Origin of the sequence: Marinobacter sp., from assembly GCF_034669625.1 — a bacterium.
Classification (GTDB): domain Bacteria; phylum Pseudomonadota; class Gammaproteobacteria; order Pseudomonadales; family Oleiphilaceae; genus Marinobacter.
Window position 1 is genome coordinate 189,823 of sequence record NZ_JAXMOY010000006.1, and the last position, 24,090, is coordinate 213,912.

Below are 24,090 nucleotides of genomic sequence, written 5' to 3' on the forward strand. Positions count from 1 at the left end.
ACAGCGTAGGACTTGAGGCTTAGTTGCCCTTACGCTGCTTTTCCAGCATGTTCGGCTGCAGGATCTCGATCCAGTAGCCATCCGGGTCTTTGATGAACGCCAACCCTTTCATCTTGCCGTCATCGGGGCGCTTCACAAACTCGACACCGAGTTGCTCGAAGCGCTCACACGCGCTGTATACATCCGGAACGGCGACACCAATATGACCAAAGCCCTGAGGCTGGTCGTTGCCGTTGTGGTAGGAGAAGTCGGGATCGTCTTCAGTGCCCCAGTTGTGGGTCAGCTCCAACATGGCTTCACGACCAAACGTGTACGTTGTCCGGTGGCCGTCATCAGCCGGTACTCGCTCGGCTTCCGCATCTTCCAGATACGCCAGAAAGTAGAGCGTGAACTCCATTTCAGGAAAGTCCAGTTTACGTACCAAGCGCATACCCATCACTCGGGAATAGAAGTCGAGAGAACGCTCAGGATCTTTAATCCGCAGCATGGTTTGGTTAAACACGTAACCCTCGGTTTCCGGAACCGGTGCGTCATGCAGGCCAACGGCCTGTTCGAAATGCTTTGGCATAATAGGTCAACCCAATCTGGTTCAGACTTGAACCTTTATACATGCGTGCTACCGATTGCTTTTTCAAGGGCATGCGTACCATTTCCAAGCATATGCTAAACTTCAGAGCATTCAGCCCAAGTAGGCTTCGCTCCCCGAATTTAGAGAGCTATCGAGCATGGATTTTCAGGCGCCCAACACTTTGGCCGAACAAATTGCCGGTTATCTGGCAAAACACATCATGACAGGGCAAATACAGCCGGGCCAGCGCATTCAAGAAGCGAGCCTGGCAAGCGAACTCAAGGTAAGCCGAGCCTCCGTAAAGGAAGCTCTGTATACCCTTGAACGTTGGCACCTGGTAGAAATCACTCCACGCAAAGGCGCATCCGCAACCCAGCTTAACTCCGAATATGCCGCCGAGTTGTACGATGTGTATATGCATCTTCTGATCATGCTCGCCACCCGTTTGTGTGAACGCTGGCAGGAAAAAGACAAGCCGATGGTGATGGCAGCCGTCAGCCGGGTCATTACCCAGATTCAGCAACCGAGCGCAGACATCACAGGCGTGGTAGAAGCCAGCTTCGGAGTGATGAAAGCCTGTTGCGATGTGGTTGGTAATCCCTATCTCACCGAATCTCTGTCTAATTTCGAGCCAGCCGTCAGCCGCGCGTATTACCTGAGCGCGCAGCGTTATCGACATGGGCTTGCCCATACCCGACGTTTTTTCGCGGAGCTGCAACCCGCCGTACTTGCGCGCGACTCCGTTAAGGTTCGTCAGCTCATCGAAGACTTTGCCGAGCACCAGAAACAACTGATCCAGCAAGCACTGGCATAGAACTTTCTACGGCACTGAATACTCGATAGTGGAAGTTCCCGGTGATCGGCTTACACTGTACAGACGTATCTTTGGTGATGAGCATAGGCGACGCAAAAGGAGCATTCTGTGACCCATATTCCCGTTGGTATAAGCACTTGCTTGCTTGGCAAGGAAGTTCGCTACGATGGCGGCCACAAGCATTCCCGTTATTGCACTCAGGTACTCGCACAGCACTTTGATTTCCGCTCTATCTGCCCTGAACTGGAAGCCGGTCTCGGCGTGCCCCGCCCCGCTATTCATTTGCGCGAACAAGACGGCGAATTGCGCCTGACCGACAACAAGGGTACCGCAGACCATACCGACGCTATGGCGGACTTCATTCAGCAGGTTATGCCATCACTGAGCGATCTTCGTGGCTACATTCTGATGGCCAAGTCTCCCAGTTGCGGCATGGAACGCATCAAAATTCACGATGCCGATGGCAAAGTCATGAACCGGGATGGCCGAGGTCTGTTTGCAGAGGCTCTGATCAAAACATACCCGTTGATGCCCGTTGAAGAAGAGGGGCGTCTGAATGACAACGTGTTACGGGAGAACTTCATCGAGCGAGTCTTTGCCTACGATGACTGGATGCTGAACGTCGCCGGCGAGAACCTCACAAAACAATCCCTGCAGGACTTCCACAGGCGCTACAAGTTTGCGCTGTTGGCCCATTCCGAGAAGATTTACCGCCAGCTTGGCCCCATGTTGGCCGACCTGAAATCCGAACCTCTGTCTGACATAGCCGACCGGTATATTCGGGGCTTTATGGAAGCGATGACCCAGCGAGTCAGCCGCGGCGCACATGTGAACGCCATGAACCATTTGCTGGGCTATCTGAAAGATGACATGAGTGTGGCGGACAAAGCCGTACTGCTGGAGCAGATTGATGCCTATCACCGGGGCGAAGTACCTTTGGTGGTGCCGATGACCCTGTTGAGACTGGCCCAACGCCGGGAGCCTGTGGACTATTTGAGCACGCAGAAATACCTCACCCCCTACCCTGATGAACTGGGTTTGAGGAACAACGTATAACCGCACCGCTGAAAGCAAAAAAGGGGCAGATGGTTCACAACCACCTGCCCCTTTTTCTATGCTCGAACCGACTTGTTTAGAAACCGTAGAGCAGAGACACGGCCAACTCTGTGTCTGTATTTTCTGAACCTTCCGGAGCATCCGATACGTGCTTGACCCGGTACGCGACCTTCATGGACAGGTTGTTCATGATGGAGCTTTGCAGCGAAGTTTCCGATTTGGATATGGTGTTGTTGTCATCCAGGCCAACTTCCGTGCTCAGCTTCTGACGAAACAATGAAGTGTCGGATAAGCCGTAATCAAACTGGGCGGCCAGTCGGGCAATGGCCTCTTCTTCCACGTCTCGTCCGGTGTCCGGATCAACCGCAATTCGCTTGTTGTAGCGGTAACCGGTACCGGCGGAGAGGTCCAGGAACGAACGTTCACCGGACGTCCAAACCCGGTTTCCATAACCGGTGGTGACAGACGATTCGAACTCGTAACCCGAGAAGCGATCGTCTTCCCAGTTACCCCGCAAGAACCAGTACTGCTGGGCGTCGAACTTGTAATTGGTTTCCAGTGCCGCTCGGTACTCTTCGGCCGTGGTCTCGTCGTCGGCTTCGGTGTACTTGGTGCTGAACTCGCCGCTGTTGCGCCAGGATTCCCGGTCGTTGATCAGGCCGAGGCGGCCGTTCACCTTGGTTTCGTCGGTGTTGCCTGAGGTCATCAACACGCCCAACTCTGCCTCACCTTCCCAGTTTTCACTTTCCTGGGCCTGCACCATCGGTGCGACAGCCAGACAAGCGATGACTAGTGGCTTCCTGATCAACATAACGTCTCCTTAGTTCGGTTGGATATACTACGATGCCGTTTTACCGGCGCGCTCGCCCTCCAGACTTTTCTTGGCCTGACGCTCACGCTCAGCTTTCTTCCGGGCTTTTCGTTCCGCAATAATGCGAGCCGCTTCGCCACCTACGTGGGCTTCACCACGCTGTTCGGCCAAACGCATCTGGTGCTCGCGCTCTTTGAAGCGAGCTTTCTGCTCTTCGCTCAGTGAATCGATGCATTGGTGGCAACTCACGCCTTGTTCATACTCAGGGCGCAGCTTGTCGTCTTCGGTGACCGGACGACGGCAAGCGTGGCACTGGTCATAATCACCACGTTCGAGATTGTGATTGACCGTAACCCGATCATCAAATACGAAACATTCACCTTTCCACAGGCTTTGCTCCTGGGGCACTTCTTCCAGGTACTTCAGGATGCCGCCTTTGAGGTGGTATACCTCGTCGAAGCCCTGCTCTTTCAGGTATGCCGTGGATTTTTCACAACGAATGCCACCGGTGCAGAACATGGCGACCTTTTTGTGTTTGGCAGGGTCCAGATTCTGCTTCACGTATTCCGGAAACTCACGGAAGGTATCGGTGGCGGGATTGAGCGCGTTCTTGAAGGTGCCAATCTCGACTTCGTACTGGTTGCGGGTGTCGACCAGCAGCACTTCGGGGTCGGAGATCAGGTCGTTCCATTCTTTGGGATCAACGTAGGTGCCCACCACCCGTTTGGGATCGATGCCTTCCACGCCCATGGTGACGATTTCTTTCTTGAGCTTGACCTTGGTTCGCTTGAACGGCTGAAATTCTACGAAGGATTCTTTGTAGTCGATGCCGTCGAAACGTTCGTCGCTGCCAATCCAGGCTTTGACGGCGTCGATGCCTTCGCGGCTGCCGGCGATGGTGCCGTTGATACCTTCACGGGCTAGCAGCAGTGTGCCGTGCACGTCATTTTCCAGCATCAGGTTTAGCAGTGGGTCGCGTAGGTCTTTGTAATCGTTCAGGACTGCGAACTTATAGAGTGCGCAGACAACAACATTGTTGCTCATAGTTTTCTCCTGCGAGCCGGACCGTAAATCCGGAGCATGATTGATGATATCGCGGGCTCAGTGCCAGCTGGGAGCGATTTTAACGCACTTTGGGATGGGTTCAAGTTAGGGCTGCCCCGCACAGGGCTATCTCAGTGCGGGGTATAGAGAACCTTAGTCTTCAGCTTTGTTCAGCTCACGTTCGACCACGGCGGACAACTGTCCCCAACCGGGACGGGTCAGCTGGATGTTGTCGACGAGAACGGTCGGAGTGCTGGCTACGCGCAGTTGCATGGCAATTTGCAGGCTTTGCTCCACGGCTTCTTTGTGCAGTTCGGTAGTCATGCAGCGGCGGAAGCGGCGCTCTTCGAGCCCGAGGTCATTAGCGTAACGGGTGAAGGTAGCAACCGGATCGTTTGATCCGCTCCAAGAGGACTGAGAATCGAAGAGTTTGTCGTGCATGGCCCAGTACTCGTCTTGATCACCGGCACACCGAGCCGCTTGGGCGGCAGGCATGGCGTTCGCGTGCTGGCGCAGCGGCAGGTCAAAGTAGACGAAACGGACTTTGCCGGATTCGACGTATTCTTTTTTCAGGCGCTGGCTGGCTTCGGCGAAGCGGCCGCAGGCTGGGCACTGGTAATCGGCGAACTCACGCACCACCACAGGGGCATCTTCTGAGCCGACAGAGGTGCCGTATTGATCAAAAATAGCGGGGAACTCGTCCGCGTTGGCGGCGGCAACCGGCAGATTATCGGATGTAGGCTCAGGCGGAGAGGTCATGAAATAGACCGCAGCGATCACCGCCACTATTACCACCACTGCAATAGCAATCAGAACAGGCTTTTTGTTTCCTTGATTACGCGGCGCAGGGGCGCCCGTTTTTTTGCGTCGCTTTGCTTCACCCATTTTGGGCTCCTTGTCAGGTGTCCGGAAACTCGCGGGCGAACGATTGGAGGTCCGGGAAGAACTGCAGAAAGTTCGCCTCTAGTTCGCGCTCATTGTCCCGAATTTCATCAATTATTCCAGCAAATTGATTGGGAAAGCGGATGCGCTCGGCTACCCGGTCCAACGCGAAACCGATATTATCCAGCTCCTGATAGGCGCCAAACCAATCGTATTCCACCATGCGCCGGGTAACTTTCACCATCGCTGATGGCATGACCTGTTCATGAGCACTTAGTTCCTTGTAAACGGAACGAACAAACGCCGCTCGTTCGCAATCGGAATACAGGTGCCAGTGCCGGAGCAGGAAATGATCGTAGAGGATGTCCAGGGCCACACCGGCAAAGCGCCGGCGCTGCCGAGAGAACAGCTGTTTGCTGGCCAGAACATTGGGGTGCCGGTCCGTAAAGGTATCCACCGCCAAGTGGTGGCGGACACCGGCCAAAACCGGTGCCGGCAAGGCGGACCAATCAACGCCCCGGGAGAAGTCCCCGAGGATGCTACCCACACGTGCCTCGGGGGAATCGGGTGCGAGGAAAGTGTGGGCCAGGTGATTCATAAGTTACCCTACGTTGAGACTTGGATGCGACAACCTTACCCTAATCATCGCACTCAATTTCCAATACCTGAAATTCGCCTCCAACCTGTCGGTATTCAACACTCACAACATCGCAGTCGCGCCATTCATCACCACTGGCCGTCTCGTCATAAAACATAGATACGCCTAGTACCGTCAACTCACCCACAGGAAGATAGGTCTTAGCCGGTAGCCGGCCAGTCAATTCATACTCATCGGTATCATCGGATTCAATTTCGATGTTGAGCGCTTCCAGATAGATCGTTCCGTTTTCATCTTCGAGTTCGTTTCCTTCCACTTCCAGAAATTCTGCTTCTTTAACGGATGTTTGAGCGTCATCATCCTGGTCAATCAGAGTTTTGTTGGTAATTAAAACCCGAACACCACCCACGTTTAGTTCGTTCTCTGATGCACCTTCAAAAGGAGTTAAGACCTTCGCCTCCACTTCAGCGTTGCCCTCAAACAGCTCAATTTCTTCCGCATAGAGCCGCCCCGACCTTATTTCACCCTCGACCTGAACCAGCAGGCCGTCGGCAATGCGGGAGCGCGCAACGTCATCGAACTCGGTTTCGTCGTCATAAACAACCGGAACTCCGTTTAGTGCAAACGACGAATCGGCAACACTCAAAAACTGCACCGGGCCCGTCAGCTCTATATCGCCGCCCTCATCACCGAGGAATCGACGATCGTCTGAGAAACGAATTTCAGCGGCGGTGACATCGCCTTCCGGAGAGAAGAAGTCCCCTTCCACTTCAATCAAAGCACCTTCCACGATGTCATCAATCGTGAGTTCGCCGGGATAACTTACATTCTGGCCACCACGAACCCACTGGTCACCAATTCGGAAAGCGTCCAACTGAACTTCGTCGATACGGCCTTCCAGCTCCAATGGAAAATCAGTTCCTGTCGTGACACTTCCAATATAGCTGGCGCGGTATCCGTCACCAGTCCGCCATGCGCTGACTCGGACCTCCATGCCCTCAGTAAGCTGGTCATCATCAACACGCAACACCGTGCGGCGGTCGTAGCTGATGCTTTGCCCCAAAATACGGAAGCTGCCAGGTTCACCAGTGCTTTCGTCAAGCAACACAAGATCAGTCATCGGCCCGCGGAATGTGTCGTCATAGCTCAGCGCATTGGCGGTTCCGGAGCCGTCCGAACTCCACTCCCCCTCTACTCGGAGAATCATGCCCTTTTCGAGTTCACCCTCGGTCGTAATTTCATCGTTGCTCTGAACACGCTGATTAACGATATCGCGCGTCTCAAATTTCACCCCGTTCACAAACACACTGCCAAACCCGGACACCGGCCCAACACTTGACCCCGTGCCACGAATTCCGCCGTCGGCGATGCTCGTGCCGCCACCACTGCCGCCACAGGCGGCCAAAATGCCGAGAGCGATCGAAGTGAGTATTAGCGTCAGGCGTTTCTTAATGGATTCCGGGGGCATTATGGTCTCCTGTCAGCGGTTCAGGCTGGTCATGATCGTCAGATAAGGTGGAATCGACAGCGCTGGCCGTCTGAATCGGATCTTCGAAATAAAAAACACTCACGCCGGTGCGTACCCGCTCCCCTGTATTCTTGATGGGGTTTTGAGACAGGTCTTGATCGTAGGGCGCCAGCCATTGGTCCAGCTCTTCCAGCAAGCGCTGTGACTGCTCTGCGGCGTACTGTCGCCAACGCGCGATCACTTCCGGGGGAATGTTGTCGTACGTCAGAGTTCTCTGAAACAGCGGTGCTCGGCCGGGTTTACTGTCGGTCAGGTTATGGTCAATCGTTGCCAAAAGATCCGACACATCTTCACCGAAGATCTGAAGCATTTCTTCGCTGTCGCCAGCAGGCACATAAGCCCGTTTCTGAAGGTGTAGCTTGCCGGTTTGCTCATCCGCCGAGACCACACCCACGCGAAACAATTCATCCAAGACGGCTCGTGGCGGCATATCGCCACTGTACTTGCGCACCAGCTCGGTGAAGCTTCCAGCACCCTCAAAAGGCAGCATGGCTGGCTGACCATCGGCCGCCTGAAACGCGACATCCCGAACCCAACCAGAGACCACACGGGAAGCGCGGTTAGCGTGGGAACGGCCTTCACGGCCCGAGTGTTCACCGGCCAAAAGATCTCGCTGGCGCTTCACCTCTTTGCGCGTGAGCCCTGTCATCACAGCGGCTCTGGAATCGGTCGGTTTGCGTCGTCCATCGGCAAAATCTTCGAAGGCGGCCTCCACATAGGCACGCTTCACCAGATCAGAAAATTCACTGAACGGGATACCGTTGCGCAACAGCAATCGGGCCAGAGGCCGGAGTATGCGGTACAGCGCTTTATGCAGAGGGTTCGTCTTGGTTGTCGTCATGTTTGGGATTGTATTCCCATAGCCATCCTGAAAGCCAGAAGGGCTGCCCTGAGACAGCCCTCCCGATGCCCGCGCTTAGTCACTTACATTACTGCTAAGTACAAACTCACCGCCGGCGTTCTGCGTGTATTCCACTTCCACTTCATCACCGGTGCGCACTCCAGCTGCGCTGTAGCCGTTGAACAGGATTTCCAGGTTCATGATGGTCAGAGAGTCTGACCCTATCGCATCAACACGCCCTTCAATCTCGGCAACACCGTTGTCATCATCGTCTTCACGTTCGATGACGAAGGCTTCCAGATAACCGCCATCGGTATTGCGCTGACGACCTTCCACTTCCAGATAATCACCAACCTGAAGAGCGTTCAGATCGTCTTCCCGGCTTCGGCGCTGGTCTGAATCCGTCTCAATAAGTGTGTTGTCGGTCAACCAGACCTTTACACCACTGACGGTCAGAATTTCGTTCGCACGGTCAAAATCCTGAATCTCACCGCTCAGCTCGGCATCGCCTTCCTGGCCTTCAATCTCTTCAGCCATGAGAACACCGTTACGGAACTCGCCTTCCACCTTCACGAAGATGCCGTCTTGGAGACTATCGCTGTAGATATCGTCGAACTCGGTGCTGCCAGAATACTGTACCGTTACGCCATTGATGATGAAGGTGCGTGCAGAGCTGTCAAAGTCGAAGATATCGCCTGAGATTTCTACCTCGTCGTCGTTCTTGAACAGGTCATCTTCCTCATCGATTTCCTTCGCCATCAGCACGTCGCCCTGCAGGTAGCCTTCGACTTCCACCGCCATACCGTTGGTAAGATCATTCAGGTCAAACCCGTCATCGCCGGTGGCCAGCTGATAATCAACACCAAATCCGTTGATGGTAAAGAGCTGGGCCGTTGCATCCAGACCAGCCACGATACCCTCAAGCTCTACTTCATTATTGCCTTCAAATTCCAGACCGATCACCTTCGCGCCCACATAGCTTGCCCGGAACTCACCTTGGGCAGTGCGCCAGCCACTGATTCGTACCCGGTAACCCACCGGATTCATAGCCAGGTCATCTGCCGAAGCTCCCCGAAACACGGTTTTACCATCGAGCGTCACTTTTTGGCCCAGCAAGGTCAGTTCGCCAGTGTTAGCAGCGTTGTCCCATCTTGCGGCGGTCAACGGGCCGCGGAGCGTATCGTCGTAGGCAACTTCACTGGCCTGCCCTTCGCCTTGACCATTCCAGCTGCCACTGACCTTGAGAACCATGCCTTTGTGCAACTGATTTTCCCGCTCGAGGCCATCATTGCTGGCGACACTGCCATCTGTCTTGAATCGCGTACCGTTGACATAAACACTGCCAAAGCCAGTGACGGCACCCACGCTGCGCCCATCTTGGCCAGTGCTCGCGGTAGAGCTGCCGCTGGAGCCAGAGCCGGAGCCACCACACGCGATCAACGAGCCAGCCAAGGCACCCATCACGACCATCTTCACTGCTACGGAAAGTCCATTACGCTTCATCTCGATTCCCCTAATTGCTCAGTTTTTTTGCCGAAATCCATTTAATTGGGATTATTTTCCCAAAACTGTGATTGGGAATTTAATCCCAAAATTAGGGCTTGTCCAGTATTTGAACATGAAGGTTTTGTGAAAATTGGCCTGAAGCGGCCCTATGCAACTGAATTTAGATAAGAAAAAAATTCCCGTCATGCTGAATTAGCGGACGAGAATTCGGAGAGGCTGCTGAGAAAAGGGGTAAGAGAAAGCCTACGCCATAGGCTTAGTCACCCATAAGCTGATGAACCCTTTGGTTTAACCGCGCGACTTCCCTTCGCATTTGCTGAAGCTCATCGAGCAGATCCAATGAAACCGCAAGCCCCGGCAAGTTAAGCTTCAAGTCTCGTTGCAGGCGCATGGCTTTTTGCAGGCGACTAAGGGCATCGGCATCGAACTGCCACTCGCGGGCCTCCGGAACGTCCTCAAGCGGGACAAGGATGCCGTAGCCCACGAGTTTGATGACGAATTCGGCGTGGCAGTTACCCCGCTCGCACACTTCTCTCAGGGTGAATGTACGACCACCGTTGTCGGTTATCTCCACGGTCAAGATCTGTTTTTTGTTTGTCATTTCCATCCCTCCACTTACAGATGCAGCTTGCTACGTGGGTTGAAGCTCTTTTCCAGCTCGGCCAGTTTCTCATAGAGCTCACTCGCCTCAGCGGAGTGTTGCTCCGGCATGGCGACCTGCAAAATCACGATCTGGTCACCCGGGTGCTTGCCGGGAAAACCCTTTCCTTTCAATCGCAGTTTGCGACCACTGCTGGAGCCTTTAGGCACTTTCACATTCACTTTTCCACCGACGGTTGGCACGGTGATTGTTGCACCAAGTGCCGCTTCCCATGGGGCCACAGGCACCGTTACCAGCACATCGCCACTTTCCACAGTGAAGTGGGGGTGAGGCGCAAGCTCTATTTCAAGGAACAGATCCCCGGGCGCACCGCCGCCAATTCCCGGGGCTCCCTGCCCTTTGAGCCGGATGTGCTGGCCATCGCGCATTCCGGCCGGGATTTTCACCTTCAGTGTTTTCTGGCGAGGGATCAGCCGGCCTTGATCATCCGCCTCGCGCACGGTGAACGACACCTGTTTATCACAGCCATTCAGGGCTTCTTCCAGAAACAGCGCCAGCCGGGCATGCACGTCTTCGCCTCGCATTCTTACGCTTTGATGAAAGCCGCCTCGACCGAATCCTGCGCCCGCAGACCCGCCAGCATGCCGACCTCCGCCAAACATCTGTTCAAAGAAATCACTGAACTGACTGGCATCGGCTTCGGTATAACCGCCGCCACCGAAGCCGGACGCACTTTGCCAGCCAGGGGGCGGCTGGAAAGAACCATCATCGCGGGTTCCGTACTTGCGAAGCTGATCGTATTCGGCCCTTTTTTCGGGATCTTTCAGTACCTCATAGGCTTCGCCAACGTCTTGGAATTTATCCGTGGCATCGTCTTCCTTACTGACGTCCGGGTGGTATTTCCGGGCCAGCTTCCGGTAGGCCTTTTTAATGTCTTCTGGTGGGGCAGACTCATTCACACCCAGAACAGCGTAATAGTCCTTAAAATCCATGGAACGTCTCACTGTTGGCTAAAAGTTGTTCACTTCCTATTACTATTGTCTCTGGCAGGTAAAATACAAGGTTTGGCCCTTACATCGTTGCTGCGACGGCGCCATTACCATTCCCCATGGATAGACAGTAGAATATCGCTCTCTGATAATCCGATATTCGTCATCTAATCGATCCTCGAACCCGGTGTGCTCCATGACTCAATTGGCCCCTGTACAATCCGGCAGTACTCATGCCCGGCTGCTGCAGCTTCTGGCCACCGGCGAGCCTTCTTCAAAACCTGAAAAATTGCCCTGTTTTGCCGAACGCCTGAGCCGTTTATTCGGACTTGGGGACACCATGTCGCTGGATGCCGCAACCGCGTTTCGACGCCGCCAGCCGGGCATGAATCAAGGACCGGTGTTCGAGCAACTGACGAAAGAACTGATCAATACACGCCGGGCACTGCGGCGCAAAATCAGCCGTTACGGTGAAGAAGTCGAGCCCGGCGATGACCTGACATCCGAGCCCTATCTCAATGCATGGCTGGTGCATCAGCGCAAAGTCGCGGCCTCCAGTCGCCAACTTAGAGACAAAGTCCGCAAGGCGATGAAAGAGCACGATCAGGATCTTGCTCGTCTGGCGGAACTGGATTCGGTATTCGACCACACCATGGCCAGTTACACCGGCCAATGTTTCTCCCATGTTTCAAAGGTTCTGGAGCAGCGATTCCAAACCCTGCAGACATCCTCTGATTCATCCCACGAAACCGGCTTTACGCCGGATGACTGGCTCCACCGTTACTGCGAAGACGCGCAGAATCTTTTACTCGCTGAACTGGATGTTCGGCTGGAGCCGGTACTGGGATTGCTCGAGGCCTGCCACAACGAGGTAAACGACTCTCCATGAGCAGACTTTTCTTCTTTCTCGCTTTTGTCACAGGTTTGGCCGTAACCGCCTGGATTGGCCAGCGCTTTATCGATTCTGATCTGCTGGCGCTCTCCGTCACGATCATCATTGCCGTGGTGTATTCCCTGGGATTTGTCGAATTGATGGGATTCCGCAGCACAACCCGAACTCTGTCGCAGAAACTCAACAGCACCCCGGAAAGCCGCGAGCAACTTGCGGGCTGGTTATCCGGCCTGCCGGAGCAAGTTCAGTTCTCTGTGCAACGGCGCATTGACGGACATTTTGCCGCCCTGCCCAGCCCACAGTTCACGCCCTATCTGGTCGGCCTACTGGTTATGCTTGGCCTGCTGGGCACCTTCGCTGGCATGATTGTGACCTTGAGCGGCGCCGCATCCGCACTGGATGGCAGCACCGAACTCAGCGCCATTCGCAGCGCGCTGGCGGCGCCCATCGCCGGGCTGAGTTTGGCCTTTGGCACTTCCATCGCGGGCGTTGCAGCTTCGGCCATGCTTGGACTGGCCTCTACCCTGAGCCGACGCGAACGCTTGCAGGTTTCCCGGCAACTGGATAAAACCCTGCGCCAGCGGTTGCATCACCTGTCGGCAGACCACCAACGCCAGCAAGCGTTCAAAGCCATGGAATCTCAGGCCGAAGCCCTGCCCAAAATGGCTTCAGCCATGGAAGCCATGACCGCTCGCATGGAACAGCTGGGCCAGCAACTGGAGCAATCACTGACGCAAAACCAGCAGGAATTCCACAGCACCGTTGGCAACCACTATCAGTCTCTGGCCGACTCCGTCGCTGAATCTTTAGAGAAAACGTTGGAATCCAGCACCCGCTTGACCGCTGAACGGATAGAACCGATTGTCTCCGACGCCATGACGACCTTGCAGTCCAGTGCTGGCAAGCTGCATGAAGATTGGGCGGCTACCACCCAGCAGCAACTGGCAGCACTGAGCGAAACGTTCCAAAAAACCACTCAAGAGGCGGGTGAGCACTGGCAACAGAACCTTCATGCTCAACAGCAAGCCTCGGCTGAACACAACCACGCTTTGCAAGAAACCTCTCAACAAGCCCAGAAACAATTGCTGGAGCAGATTCAGCAAGCGACCGAGCAAACCGCACGGCACTGGCAGACCGGCGTTGAGCAACAACAGCAAACGGCAGAAACGCTGATGACCAATCTGCAGAACACGCTGCAGGAATACCAACGCCACTTCCAGGAAGAGAGCGCCAAGCTTTCCAGCCAGCACCAACAAGGTTTGGATGCACTCATCAGCCGCATCAGCGAGCAGCTCACCACCCTGCACGAACACGAAGCCGCCCGTGGCGACGCCGCTAATGACCGGTTGGGGCAACTGGAAGCGACCGTTACCAAACACCTGAACGAGCTGGGTACAGGGCTGGAAGCCCCGATGACCCGCCTGATCGAAACTGCCTCGGAAACACCGAAAGCGGCGGCGCAGGTGATTTCCCAGCTGCAATCCGAGATGGCACGCAACAGCGAGCGGGAAAACCAGTTACTGGAAGAACGCCAGCGCCTGGTCAAGGAGCTGGACAGCCTGCTGGAATCCCAGCGCAGCAATGCCGACAGCCAATCTCAGGCGGTGGATTCTTTGATCAGCGGTGCCGGCGACACCCTTTCCGACATCAGCGAACGCTTCAACGTACTCATACAAGAGCAGAGCCAGCAGCTCGCCAGGTTGGGTGAAGATCTCACCGGCAGCAGTCAAGAAGTGGGCGCACTCAGCGAGGCCTTCCTCAAAGCCGTCGAGCTGTTCAGTAGCTCCAACACGCAACTTCAGGACAATCTCAACAACATCCAGAAAGCGCTGGATAACGCCAGCAGTCGTCACGACGAGCAGCTGGCCTACTACGTGGCACAGGCCCGTGAAGTCATCGACCTGTCGGTCAGCTCCCAGAAAGATGTCATCGATGCCGCGGCGGCACTTCGCCGCGCCGAGCTTGAGACCAGCGGAGCCGACTGATGGAACATCTGGAGGACAGCGAACAGCAGTCCACGCCGATCTGGGCGATCTTCTCCGACCTGATGGCCGCTTTGGTGGGCATTCTGGTGTTGATACTGGTGTGGGTGATCGGCGTTCAGCTGGAACTCAGCCAGTCTCTGGCCGATGAAAAAGCCAAACGGGAAGCCGAACAAGAACGGCGTATTGCGCTGGAACAAGCACTGGAAGACCCGCTCACCAAAGGCTTAGTAACGTTCAGCAATGGCCGCATTGGCATCAGCGGCAACGTACTGTTCGAACTGAATTCGGACCAGCTGCAAGCCGATGGCGTTGAAGTTTTGGAATCTCTGGTCACCCCTCTGAAAACTTACCTGACCCAACACGATGAACTGCTGATGGTCAGTGGCTTCACCGATGACTTGCCGATGCACCGGGGTAATCGGTATCAGGACAACTGGGGGCTATCGGCCCAGCGTGCGCTCACCGTCACGCGCACGCTCATGGAACTGGGCCTGCCGAACGACCGGGTCTTCGCGGCGGCTTTTGGTCCGCACCACCCTGCCGTACCCAATGTAGATGCCGAGTCCCGCGCCCAGAACCGGCGCGTAGAAATCAGCACCGTGCCCCGCGCCTCTGGCGACACTGCCGCAGACGCCCAAGCGGAAGTCGAAAGCTGATGCCTGAACTGGCCGAAACTTCACTGCTAGCACCGCTTAAAGAAACCCGAGCCGACCAAGCGGATCCGGTTCGCTTCCACTATCTGGCAACGCTGGAACAACGCCTACGCGTGAAAGGGCTACAGGGCACAGCGCATTGGCAGAAACTGGAACACGCCCTCGCCGAGTTACAGGCAAGAGGGAATCAAAGCAGCGAGCAACCTTCAACGGCCGAGCCTCGGCCTCGTTCACTTCTGGCCGATCTGGTCGACAGGCTCAATCACGCTCAAGACAGTACACCGGCACAGGCTCCACGTTCCCCCATCGAGCAATTAATTTTCGGGTCAACGGAGGAGGATGCTGAGCAGCCACAACCATCGACCGTTTCCAGCAGCCCACAACCCTTGAAAGCCATGGCCCGAGCAACGGCCAATCACGGCATTCAAGCTCTCCAGGACCGCATTCAACACGCCATTGAGCATACCCCCGAAGGCGCCGGTCCGATGAACGCGCACCGGTTGGTCAGCCGCGCCATTGCCGAAATGCAGCGCCTCTCACCGGCGTATCTCAACCGCATGGTGAATTACACCGACACGCTGATGGCGCTGGAAAAGCTGGGGCGAAAAACCTAGTGGTCTGATGGCCACTGCTGCTTAATCAGGCGCTGTTCATCCTCCGGCGCCAACAACGGACCGGCCATCATTTTATCCAGCGTGTCATCCAGCAGCGCACCCCCACTGGCGGTTTGATAGCGATCACCTGACACCCTATCCGCCACTTCGAGGCGCACGGCCAAATCCCATTGCTGACCGCCGGCACCGCTTCGGCACGCAATGCTTTCAGAACGCCCGATATCACCCTGCACCCGAAACTGACGGCAGTATTCTCCGTCATGATTCACAAACGTAAGTCGCGGCGTGAGCTGCTCTCCGGTGGCCAAGGTGTAGTGGGTACCGCTGGGCGTTGACTCCAACGCCTGCGCCACCTCTTGCCAGGAGGCGTCTGCATCCATCGTAGGGAGTGACAGCCACTGGGCCAGTGCAAAGCCGCCAACCAGTGCGGCGGCAATCGCCTTACCCGTATGAGCTTGAAGCCTGCGCCATAACGGGAACCGAACAACGTTGTTCGAAGGGCGTTCCTGTTCAGAATCTGCAGATGCCAACAACTGGGTTATCGCCGCCGGTAGCGGCCGATCATCGATTTCTCCGTAGTGTGCCTGAAGAGCCTGATCGACCATCGACAACTCGCCCAGGCGGGCTGCCAGTGCTGGCTCCACCGCTAACCGATCACGAATCTGCTGCATTTCCTCGGCGAGTAATTCACCGTCAAGGAAGGCAGAGAGTTTTTCATCTACGTTAGTCATTGCTCGATCCTCGTTGTTTCAGGCGACAGCGCTTCACTCAGAGCGGCGCGCGCACGAGCCAAGCGGCTCATAACCGTACCTTTAGGCACCGACAGAATGTCGGCGACCGCCTGATAAGACAGTCCCTGAATCGCGACCAGCGAGATGATCTGACGCTGATCTTCCGGCAACCGGCTCATCGCCTGAGTCACCCGGTTCACCTCGATTTCACCCGCGACTTGCTTGTCGCCATCGACGACCTGGCCTTCGCTGAGCTCCGGAAGCTCCGCCGCATCACGACGAACCTTGCGGGCCCGACACTCATCTATCCACACGTTTCGGCACACCCGGAATGCCCATCGGGTGATGTCTGCATCGTCCGGTCGAGACCGGCTCAGCAGCCGCTCGACCGTGCTTTGAAGCAGGTCATCCGCATCCGCCGCGGAACCGCTCAACGAATAGGCGAAGCGTCTCAAACTCGGCAATAGTTCCGTGATTTCCTGTCGCATGGCGCCCTTTTTCGATATGTGTTACCTGTACAACGAGTCACAGCGGGATTTATTCCCTCGGGTCGGGAATTATTTTTCGATCCAGCCGTTGTCTTGCTAGAAACTTTTCTTAGCGTGGATCTACACGATGATTAAGCGACCAACGTTCCACTGGCTGATGTTGCCGGCCCTACTGATAGCACCCGGCCTGAGCCTGAGTGCTGGCCCCGGCGAACTCCTCAACGGGCAAATTGAAGCCATTTCCGAACAGGTGGAGCGGCGAGCGGAAGCATTGGTGGAGCGAAAAATCACGGAAAGTACACGCCAGCGCATCGTCAACGCCGACGAGCTACCAGAACAATTGAAAGGACAACTGCCAGAGTGGCTGCCCGTCCGCTCTCGCGATGGCGAAACCGCCTTCTACGAATCGCTCCAGAGCGACGGCACTCGCGCGGTGGCACGGCAATGGCTGATCACCGCCACACAAGAGGAGTTGAATCTGCTTCGCCGGCCCGGCGTCACGATTCTTGAGCAACAACAACTCGAAGGCTTGGGTCTGACCCTGGTGCGTTTTAGTGTCCCGCCGGAAATGGACTCGCGCGCAGCACTACAGGAATGGCTGCCGGAACTGTCAGAGCGACTCGACCGCAATCATATTTACAGCCCCCAAAGCCGTGCGACGGGCGCAGCGACACAGGGGAGCGAGCCCATAGGGCTAAGTCTGTGCACGGAACCCGCTCGAATCGGCATGGTGGATACGCTCATCAGCAATGAACATTCGGCGTTTAGTCAGGCAGAGATCATTCAGAAACCATTTATAGCGGTGAATAATCGAACTGGCGAGCTTGTAGCTCCTCGCGCCCATGGCACCGCAGTCGCCAGCGTGCTGGTAGGGCAACCAACGCCCCACGCCCAGCCCCGGTTACCCGGCGCGACCCTTTTCAATGCATCGGTGTTCTACGAGCGCTCTGAGGCGAATTCAGGGGCGACACTCGCCCATCTACTGGAAGGATTGAACTGGCTGGCAAAGCAGAATACGTCGGTCATCAACATCAGCTTGACCGGGCCTGACAACCGGATTCTGGCTGCCGCTATCAAAAGCTTGCAGCAGAAGGGACCTTTGCTGGTAGCGGCAGTGGGCAACGAAGGGCCGGCCGCGCCGCCGCTGTATCCTGCGGCCTATGAGGGCGTGATCGGTGTCACGGCGGTGGATAACACGCGGGCGTTATACCGGTGGGCGAACCGGGGAGAACAGGTAACCTTCGCCGCACGTGGTGTCGACGTTCCGGTTGCTCACCCAAACGGCGGTCTGAGCCACGACAGTGGAACCTCACTGGCAGCCCCGGTGGTCACTGCATTGCTGGCCTGCTCGCTGCCACGGCTGGGCAAAGAAGAGGCGATACAAGCGCTGATCGACAACGCTGAAGACCTAGGTGACAAGGGCCGTGACCGGAGTTTCGGCCACGGTTTTCTCGATGATCAGTCCGAGCGGTTCAGAAATCAGCCCGCAGGGTAACGCCCGCCACGGTTTTATCGTAATCCGCCGACTCGATGTTTGAGGTGTAGTGGCCGTAGGATATTTTCGGTTCGAGGCTAAGCACCTCGTTCAACCCAATCCGCCAGCCGGCTTCCACAATCCAGGCTTGGTCTACGCGTTGCTCCGAAGTGCGTTCCTGCAAATCTTCGGTAAACGGGTTGTTCAGCAGCGGTTCATCGGGCGCGATAACCACGTCATCGTATTCCCGATCTTCATAGTGCCACTTCAACCTCAGGCGGTTGTCCTGCCCCGCCATCTGAAACTTGTGCACCCAGCTGGCACGCACGCGAATGAGCCGGTTGTCATAGGCGTCGGCCTGAGCATCTTCCTTATCGCCGTCGACACCGAACAGCAGGTGGCTGCGAGCGTCGTTAAAGAAGAAAAAGGCATCCAAACTGACGCCTTTAATATCGGCATCCCGCGCATCGGTATCCTCAAACTCTTTAGTCTTGTCCTGCAGGCTCAACATGACGTAGGTGCTGTCACCCAACAGGCTACCGAGGTAAACGCTGGTGCGCGTAAAATCCAAAAACGCCTCAGAGTCCAATGTGGCGTGAGAATAGTGGTAGCTTGCCCCCACCGTGACCGGGTCGAAATCGTAGCTCAAGTCCGCGGACGCCAGATGGATGTCCTGATCAAACTCGTCGTAGGTTTGGTAACGACTACCGGACACTGAATAATCCAGCGTCAGGTTCAGCGCCTCGCTGGGTTTCAGAATTGCTTCCAGCCCGGCATCGAAAACCCAGGCTTGATCGCTGTTATCGGAGGAGCGGTCCAGCTCGTCAACCGTCAGGTTGTTGTCGTACTCCATGCCCGCACCCACATGGCCGTTCAGCTCGGCATGCTCTGATGCCCAAAGTGCTGGTGTGGTCACCACCATGGCGACCGCGAGTGGTAGCTTAGAAAAGGGTAGTGTTAATCGCATGACAGGTATCTCCTAGGCAGAAAAAAGCCGGGCCTGTACGGGCCCGGCTATCACTCAACGGCGTGATTAGAGTACTCCACCACCGGTAGAACCTTTCACGGCGCCTTTAACAGAATTCCGGACTTCACCTTTCACGGAATCCGATACAGAGGTACCGATTTGCTGATTGGTTTCAACCCGAATTTCAGAGCTGCGCGCGTCGTTCACGCGATCTTTCGCAGCGTCTCGCTTATCGGCGGCCTTGTTAACTGCCGCATCGGCTGTGGCGTTGGCTTTACCTCGGACCTTCTGACCCGCTTCGACGCCGGCACTCACCGCTGCGTTTGTTTTCTGGCGAGCCTCGTTACTGGCAGCCTGACCTTGCTCAGAAGCCTCGCGGCGCGTGGCCTCACCGTTCACACTGCCCTGAGCAGACGCTGACCCGCTGCCCTGTGCTGAAACGCCATCGTTGCCATTGGCACTGGCGCTCATGTTGGCTTCGGCCTGAATCTCTGCGGAACCGGCTCCTTCAGCGGCAAGTGCGCTGGTAGAAAGGATAGAACAGATCGTAAAAGTCAAAATGTGCTTTTTCATAATTTCGTCCTCCTTTTGATGAACCCTTATGGGTAGCTTTCATCAGGAAGACGAGTGGGCCGAAATTTTATTCCAGAAAAAAACAAAAAAATTGAGTTCTTCACTTCTGCCTATGAACTCAAGCGTTCACCTGCTCGCCCTTCGCGTGCTGAATCACCTCATCCAGTGACCACTGGTCATTGGCGTGGGTGCCGTATTTCAATGCGACAATCCTACCGCTCTCATCGATCAGGAAATCCGCGGGCAACCCCAGTTCCGCCTCCAGGCTTTCGGGCTTTTTCATACCGAAGGTCCGAACGCCTTTCAGGGCACTTCTCATCATCTTAAAGTTGAGAATGGCCTTCCATGAGCTTTCCACACCAAACTCACGGTAGAGCTTCCTTGAAGGATCGGCGATCAGATCAAAAGGCACATTAATCACATCCTTCAGCATGCGCTCTCTGCTGGCATGGAACACCACCACCTCGTGAATGCCGTTTTCCTGCAACGTACTCGAATTCTTGAAGAAGGACTGCAAATGGAGGTTACAGATCGGGCAACCCGCAAAGCGTCTGAACTGCAGATGAACCAGTTTTCCTGGTTGGGGAACCTGTACCGGCAGACCTTTAATGTTGCTTAAGTCTGCCAATGCGACCGTATCGCCTATGGCTTTGCGTTTCACTCGTTCTCTCCGGTGATTGTTGGATTGTTTTGGCACCTTTCACAAACGCGGCCGTGCGACGACCCAATCCAACACCTGCTTGCTGATGTCTTCATGGCTTGAGTCTAACCCACTTTTCTCGACTGCCGCCGTTCGGTGCCGCTTATAACCACCGTTTGGCCTCATCAACCACCGTTTTCATTCTCCTCTGGAGCACACGGCGGCGCAGGGTGCACAAAAACAGCGTCTCGCTCACTGGATTAGCTAACCGATGTGCCTTGATTTGCTCCGGTTTGTGGAAAGCCGCCACGGCATGAGCAGGCAAAACCGTAAACCCCAACCCCAAACTGACCGGCTCCAAAATCAACGCAATCTGGTTAGAAAAACCCTTTCGGGGAAACAGGTTACTGTGTTGAAACTGTGAATAATTGGCGCCCAACAGCAAGTTGGCGTGATGACTGCCGTCCGGGTGATCAATAAAACCCAGCGCCATGAGCGTATCCCAATCCGGGGTTTCCAAGGTCGCCGGTGTTACCAGCAGCAGCGACTCCTCCGCTACGGGCGTGCACTCCACATCCACCAGCGTTGATTTGGCGGTCATGAACCCGATATCCACATTGGATTCTACAATGGCGTTTTCCACATCGGCATTCGGCGCAAAGCGGTAATCGATCACCAACTTAGGGTGAATGGCCTGCAACGCCAGCAATTCCGGATAGAGTTTCAGCCCGACACTGCCGGGGGACATCAACCGAACCGTGCCTTGGTAGGGCGGGTCCTCACCCACCGTTTGCTCAAGGTTCGAGAGTGCCAGCAAAACGCTCTGAGCCTCGGCATACAGCCGCTCACCGGCTTCGGCCAGGGCGAACTGCTTGCCGTGACGCACCAGCAATTCCGTGCCGAGCTGCTGTTCGAGCTTGCGGACATGCTGGCTCACCCCGGACTGCGTCATGTGAAGGCGCTCTGCCGTGCGGGTAAAATGGCCGACGTCCACCAGAGTGCAAAAAGTACGTAACCAGACCGCATTAATCATTACAGAATCCGATTGATTTAATGACAAACCATAATTTTACGTGATTAAACACTGCAAGTAACCTGTTGTCAGTTTCATCACTGGAGGACAAGCAATGAGCAACGTATACCCACGTAACTTTTCCCACATCGGCATTTCCGTGCCAGACCTGGAGCGCGCCGTTCAGTTCTACACAGAGGTGATGGGTTGGTACCTGATCATGGAACCCACAGAGATCGAAGAAGACGACAGCGCCATCGGCGAGATGTGCACCGACGTTTTCGGCGCAGGCTGGGGCAGTTTCCGAATCGCCCACCTGTCCACCGGCGATCGGATTGGCGTAGAGCTGTTTCAGTTTAAAAACCAGACTAACCCGGAAGACAACTTCGAATACTGGAAAACCGGCATCTTCCACTTCTGCGTACAGGACCCGAACGTCGAGGAACTCGCCGAGCGTATTGTCGCCGCTGGTGGTAAACGTCGCATGGAAAAGCCGCGCTATTACTACCCGGGTGAGAAGCCCTATCGCATGATTTATATGGAAGATCCGTTTGGCAATATTGTGGAGATTTATAGCCACAGCTATGAGTTGGTTTATGGCGAGGGGGCTTATTGAGCCGCTGAGCGTTAGAAGAATGACGGGCTTCTTGATATGAGGAGCCCGTTGTCTTTAACGATTGGCGTTGCAGCAAGCTGGCTCCGGGTTCATGACGCCTTAAGGAGCCAATCCCTGAATGCGATCGCCGACGGTTTCAAAGACGAATGAACACTGTGGACCAAATAGTCCTGCTTGCCCGATTCAAACGCAAATGAACCCACACGCTTCAACGTATTCGATCGAAGATCCTCTTCGACCATGAAATGCCAGCCAAGTGCCACGCCAAGACCTTGACGAGCAGCTTCGTATGCCAGCGTGACCTGATTGAAGGTCGGCAAGTTCTCCGCCGCCTGGTATTCCACATTAAAGCTACGGAACCAATCATCCCAGCCGATACAGTCCCACTCGGTCGAATCCAACTCTATCAGCGGCAGCTGTGCCAGATCCCCGGGCCGTTGGGGCTCGTTCACATTCAGCTCTGGATGGCATACCGGATAAACCGACTCCTTAAAGAGTGGCGCCTTATCGAGGAAGGGCCAGCGCCCTTCGCCATACAGTATGCCGAAATCGTATTCGGTCACCTTTGACGCATCTACCGCGTTGTCAGAACGGATACTGACCGTAATCTCCGGATGTACCCGATTGAACGCTATCACCCGAGGGAACAACCAGTAATGAGCGACCGCATGGGTCGCAATGACGGTGACCGTATCAGCATCGTGACGCTGGCGAACTTGCTCGATACCCGCCGATAGCTGATGTAACGCCGGCTGAACGGTGTTGAGCAGTTCCTTTCCGGCATCCGTTAACTCCACGCCACGAGCATGCCGAAGAAAAAGCGGTGTTCCGGTTTGCTCTTCAAGCGTCTTGATCTGTTTGCTGACCGCGCTTTGCCCCAAATTAAGTTCGCCAGCGGCGGCCGTAAAACTCCCGAGCCGGGCCACAGATTCAAAAGCAGAAATCGCATGAATGGGGGGAAGCCGTTTCAGTTTGTTCATAGGTTTTGATGTCTGAGTCAGAGCCAGTTTTAACGATCATTCTGCGCAAACCCGCCGGGAATTAATAGCCATGCCGTATTGGCATGTCTCGAGTCGGATATGTCTCTACTGCAACAACCACGACTGCCCTAGAGTGCGTACCTCAACATTGATGTGCCGGAGGGGCGTTTTATGATTCGTACAGGTGTATTACTCGGCGCTGCAGCAGGCGCATTCTGGGGCTTGGTTTTCCTAAGCCCCCTGGTGCTGACATCGTTCTCGGCGCTGGAGATCGCCACCGGCCGATTTCTGGTGTACGGCGGGGTGTCACTGTTACTGATCGCACCATCGCTTTCGAAGCTCTGGCAACGCCTATCGCTCTCGGACATCGGGGTTCTTATGGTGCTCGGCGCGTTGGGAAATGTCCTGTTTTTCGCCTTGCTGGCCGGTTCGATTCAACATGTGGGCATTGGCCCCGCGTCACTGGTGGTGGGCATGGCCCCGGTTGTGGTCACCCTCCTCGGGCAGTCCGATAAAGACACGCTGTCGCTCTCGGCTCTCACCGGACCTCTATTGTTTATTGTACTAGGGATTCTCTTTATCAACGCTGACGCTTTGCAAATGTGGGACGAGCAGTCGCAGCCTGTTAGCCAGTCCGTGAAGGGCCTGTTGATGGCGTTCGGCGCACTCGTCAGCTGGAGTTTCTACACGGTGTTGAACGCACGCGCATTGAAACGCCGAACCGACATTTCAAGCGGCTTATGGTCCTATATGACGGGCGTGAGCGCGGGTGTCTGGGCTCTGGGACTTGCAGCCGTTCTGTGGTTGCCCAGCTCGTTCTCTGTATCCGTTGATGCCGTAGCGGACGGTAAAGACTGGCGTTTGTTTTGGGGTATCAGTCTTGGCATCGGGGTGGTTGGTTCACTCATAGCCAACATGTTCTGGAATGGCGCATCGAGGCGTTTGCCTCTGTCATTAACGGGGCAAGTATTCGTGTTCGAACCGGTGTTTGCGCTGCTGTACGGTTTTGTCTACGCCGGGCGTCTACCCCGGCCCGTGGAGGCAATTGCCATCGCGTTGCTCGTGTCTGGAGTTCTATGGGCAATGAGGGCTTACGCTAGGAAAGCTCAGTATTCCTGATGCGCTTCGTTTTTTCCTAATCACTACCCCATCCAAAGACTGGTTTCCTAACCGACGCGACGATGTGAAGCTGATCCGCAACCATCTATTCCAAATGAGTTACGAGAC

26 protein-coding genes are annotated in these 24,090 nt (G+C 55.5%); 9 read left to right on the plus strand and 17 right to left on the minus strand.

Going from position 1 to position 24,090, the window contains the following annotated elements:
• Window positions 1-19: 19 nt before the first annotated feature.
• Complete coding sequence (gene gloA, locus VOI14_RS07805) at window positions 20-568, minus strand: lactoylglutathione lyase (protein ID WP_323751474.1); 549 nt, start codon at window positions 566-568, stop codon at window positions 20-22.
• A gap of 157 nt (window positions 569-725) precedes the next feature.
• Between gloA and VOI14_RS07810 the strand changes: the two genes are divergently transcribed.
• Together VOI14_RS07810 and VOI14_RS07815 are read left to right on the plus strand one after the other, a co-directional pair.
• Window positions 726-1,382, plus strand: a complete 657-nt coding sequence (locus VOI14_RS07810) for a GntR family transcriptional regulator (RefSeq protein ID WP_323751475.1) — start codon at window positions 726-728, stop codon at window positions 1,380-1,382.
• 108 nt (window positions 1,383-1,490) lie between these two features.
• Complete coding sequence (locus VOI14_RS07815) at window positions 1,491-2,438, plus strand: DUF523 and DUF1722 domain-containing protein (protein WP_323751476.1); 948 nt, start codon at window positions 1,491-1,493, stop codon at window positions 2,436-2,438.
• 76 nt (window positions 2,439-2,514) lie between these two features.
• Here VOI14_RS07815 and VOI14_RS07820 read toward each other — a convergent pair whose 3' ends face one another.
• The 9 genes from VOI14_RS07820 to VOI14_RS07860 form a co-directional block, all read right to left on the minus strand.
• Window positions 2,515-3,249, minus strand: a complete 735-nt coding sequence (locus VOI14_RS07820; protein WP_323751477.1) for a DUF481 domain-containing protein — start codon at window positions 3,247-3,249, stop codon at window positions 2,515-2,517.
• A gap of 27 nt (window positions 3,250-3,276) precedes the next feature.
• Window positions 3,277-4,293, minus strand: coding sequence for a rhodanese-related sulfurtransferase (locus tag VOI14_RS07825; RefSeq protein WP_323751478.1), 1,017 nt, complete (start codon window positions 4,291-4,293; stop codon window positions 3,277-3,279).
• Window positions 4,294-4,446: 153 nt separating this feature from the next.
• Window positions 4,447-5,178, minus strand: a complete 732-nt coding sequence (locus VOI14_RS07830; protein WP_323751479.1) for a DsbA family protein — start codon at window positions 5,176-5,178, stop codon at window positions 4,447-4,449.
• A gap of 13 nt (window positions 5,179-5,191) precedes the next feature.
• Entirely contained in the window at window positions 5,192-5,773 is a 582-nt protein-coding gene (locus VOI14_RS07835) for an ACP phosphodiesterase (RefSeq protein ID WP_323751480.1), read from the minus strand.
• 40 nt (window positions 5,774-5,813) lie between these two features.
• Window positions 5,814-7,241 carry a DUF5666 domain-containing protein gene (locus tag VOI14_RS07840; RefSeq protein ID WP_323751481.1) on the minus strand — a complete coding sequence of 476 codons (1,428 nt, stop codon included), beginning with the start codon at window positions 7,239-7,241 and terminating at the stop codon, window positions 5,814-5,816.
• Window positions 7,222-8,142: a DUF6502 family protein gene (locus VOI14_RS07845; protein WP_323751482.1), complete on the minus strand. Its 921-nt coding sequence runs from the start codon at window positions 8,140-8,142 to the stop codon at window positions 7,222-7,224. The genes VOI14_RS07840 and VOI14_RS07845 overlap by 20 nt, the downstream gene beginning before the upstream one ends.
• 75 nt (window positions 8,143-8,217) lie before the next feature.
• Complete coding sequence (locus VOI14_RS07850) at window positions 8,218-9,645, minus strand: DUF5666 domain-containing protein (protein ID WP_323751483.1); 1,428 nt, start codon at window positions 9,643-9,645, stop codon at window positions 8,218-8,220.
• A gap of 259 nt (window positions 9,646-9,904) precedes the next feature.
• On the minus strand, window positions 9,905-10,249 hold the full coding sequence (locus tag VOI14_RS07855; RefSeq protein WP_323751484.1) for a chaperone modulator CbpM: 345 nt from the start codon (window positions 10,247-10,249) through the stop codon (window positions 9,905-9,907).
• 14 nt (window positions 10,250-10,263) lie between these two features.
• A complete protein-coding gene (locus VOI14_RS07860) occupies window positions 10,264-11,241 on the minus strand; it encodes a DnaJ C-terminal domain-containing protein (protein WP_323751485.1) in 978 nt (325 codons plus the stop codon).
• A gap of 193 nt (window positions 11,242-11,434) precedes the next feature.
• On the opposite strand from VOI14_RS07860, the gene VOI14_RS07865 reads away from it, so the two are divergent.
• Genes VOI14_RS07865 through VOI14_RS07880 form a run of 4 tightly spaced genes read left to right on the plus strand, consistent with a single transcriptional unit; the run spans window position 11,435 to window position 15,382 of the window.
• Complete coding sequence (locus VOI14_RS07865) at window positions 11,435-12,127, plus strand: DUF3348 family protein (protein WP_323751486.1); 693 nt, start codon at window positions 11,435-11,437, stop codon at window positions 12,125-12,127.
• Window positions 12,124-14,115, plus strand: a complete 1,992-nt coding sequence (locus tag VOI14_RS07870) for a DUF802 domain-containing protein (RefSeq protein ID WP_323751487.1) — start codon at window positions 12,124-12,126, stop codon at window positions 14,113-14,115. The genes VOI14_RS07865 and VOI14_RS07870 overlap by 4 nt, the downstream gene beginning before the upstream one ends.
• On the plus strand, window positions 14,115-14,771 hold the full coding sequence (locus tag VOI14_RS07875; RefSeq protein WP_323751488.1) for an OmpA family protein: 657 nt from the start codon (window positions 14,115-14,117) through the stop codon (window positions 14,769-14,771). The genes VOI14_RS07870 and VOI14_RS07875 overlap by 1 nt, the downstream gene beginning before the upstream one ends.
• On the plus strand, window positions 14,771-15,382 hold the full coding sequence (locus VOI14_RS07880; RefSeq protein WP_323751489.1) for a DUF2894 domain-containing protein: 612 nt from the start codon (window positions 14,771-14,773) through the stop codon (window positions 15,380-15,382). The genes VOI14_RS07875 and VOI14_RS07880 overlap by 1 nt, the downstream gene beginning before the upstream one ends.
• Here VOI14_RS07880 and VOI14_RS07885 read toward each other — a convergent pair.
• Together VOI14_RS07885 and VOI14_RS07890 are read right to left on the minus strand one after the other, a co-directional pair.
• Window positions 15,379-16,113 (minus strand): hypothetical protein, encoded by a 735-nt coding sequence (locus tag VOI14_RS07885; RefSeq protein WP_323751490.1) that lies wholly within the window; start codon window positions 16,111-16,113, stop codon window positions 15,379-15,381. The two genes, VOI14_RS07880 and VOI14_RS07885, sit on opposite strands and share 4 nt — an antisense overlap.
• The gene (locus tag VOI14_RS07890) at window positions 16,110-16,601 is read right to left on the minus strand and encodes an RNA polymerase sigma factor (protein ID WP_323751491.1); all 492 of its coding nucleotides are present in this window, start codon (window positions 16,599-16,601) and stop codon (window positions 16,110-16,112) included. The genes VOI14_RS07885 and VOI14_RS07890 overlap by 4 nt, the downstream gene beginning before the upstream one ends.
• Before the next feature lie 127 nt (window positions 16,602-16,728).
• Between VOI14_RS07890 and VOI14_RS07895 the strand changes: the two genes are divergently transcribed.
• The gene (locus VOI14_RS07895; RefSeq protein WP_323751492.1) at window positions 16,729-18,096 is read left to right on the plus strand and encodes a S8 family serine peptidase; all 1,368 of its coding nucleotides are present in this window, start codon (window positions 16,729-16,731) and stop codon (window positions 18,094-18,096) included.
• Here the strand turns inward: VOI14_RS07895 and VOI14_RS07900 are convergent.
• The 4 genes from VOI14_RS07900 to VOI14_RS07915 form a co-directional block, all read right to left on the minus strand.
• Window positions 18,074-19,042: a surface lipoprotein assembly modifier gene (locus VOI14_RS07900; RefSeq protein WP_323751493.1), complete on the minus strand. Its 969-nt coding sequence runs from the start codon at window positions 19,040-19,042 to the stop codon at window positions 18,074-18,076. The two genes, VOI14_RS07895 and VOI14_RS07900, sit on opposite strands and share 23 nt — an antisense overlap.
• Before the next feature lie 66 nt (window positions 19,043-19,108).
• On the minus strand, window positions 19,109-19,615 hold the full coding sequence (locus VOI14_RS07905; protein WP_323751494.1) for a hypothetical protein: 507 nt from the start codon (window positions 19,613-19,615) through the stop codon (window positions 19,109-19,111).
• 118 nt (window positions 19,616-19,733) lie between these two features.
• The gene (locus tag VOI14_RS07910) at window positions 19,734-20,276 is read right to left on the minus strand and encodes a peroxiredoxin-like family protein (protein ID WP_323751495.1); all 543 of its coding nucleotides are present in this window, start codon (window positions 20,274-20,276) and stop codon (window positions 19,734-19,736) included.
• Window positions 20,277-20,418: 142 nt separating this feature from the next.
• Entirely contained in the window at window positions 20,419-21,288 is an 870-nt protein-coding gene (locus VOI14_RS07915; protein ID WP_323751496.1) for a LysR family transcriptional regulator, read from the minus strand.
• A 94-nt stretch (window positions 21,289-21,382) separates the two neighbouring features.
• On the opposite strand from VOI14_RS07915, the gene VOI14_RS07920 reads away from it, so the two are divergent.
• Window positions 21,383-21,883 (plus strand): lactoylglutathione lyase family protein, encoded by a 501-nt coding sequence (locus tag VOI14_RS07920; RefSeq protein WP_323751497.1) that lies wholly within the window; start codon window positions 21,383-21,385, stop codon window positions 21,881-21,883.
• Window positions 21,884-21,972: 89 nt separating this feature from the next.
• On the opposite strand, the gene VOI14_RS07925 is transcribed toward VOI14_RS07920, so the two are convergent.
• On the minus strand, window positions 21,973-22,863 hold the full coding sequence (locus tag VOI14_RS07925) for a LysR substrate-binding domain-containing protein (protein WP_323751498.1): 891 nt from the start codon (window positions 22,861-22,863) through the stop codon (window positions 21,973-21,975).
• Between the two features lie 171 nt (window positions 22,864-23,034).
• Between VOI14_RS07925 and VOI14_RS07930 the strand changes: the two genes are divergently transcribed.
• A complete protein-coding gene (locus VOI14_RS07930) occupies window positions 23,035-23,982 on the plus strand; it encodes a DMT family transporter (protein ID WP_323751499.1) in 948 nt (315 codons plus the stop codon).
• The last annotated feature ends 108 nt before the right edge of the window (window positions 23,983-24,090 follow it).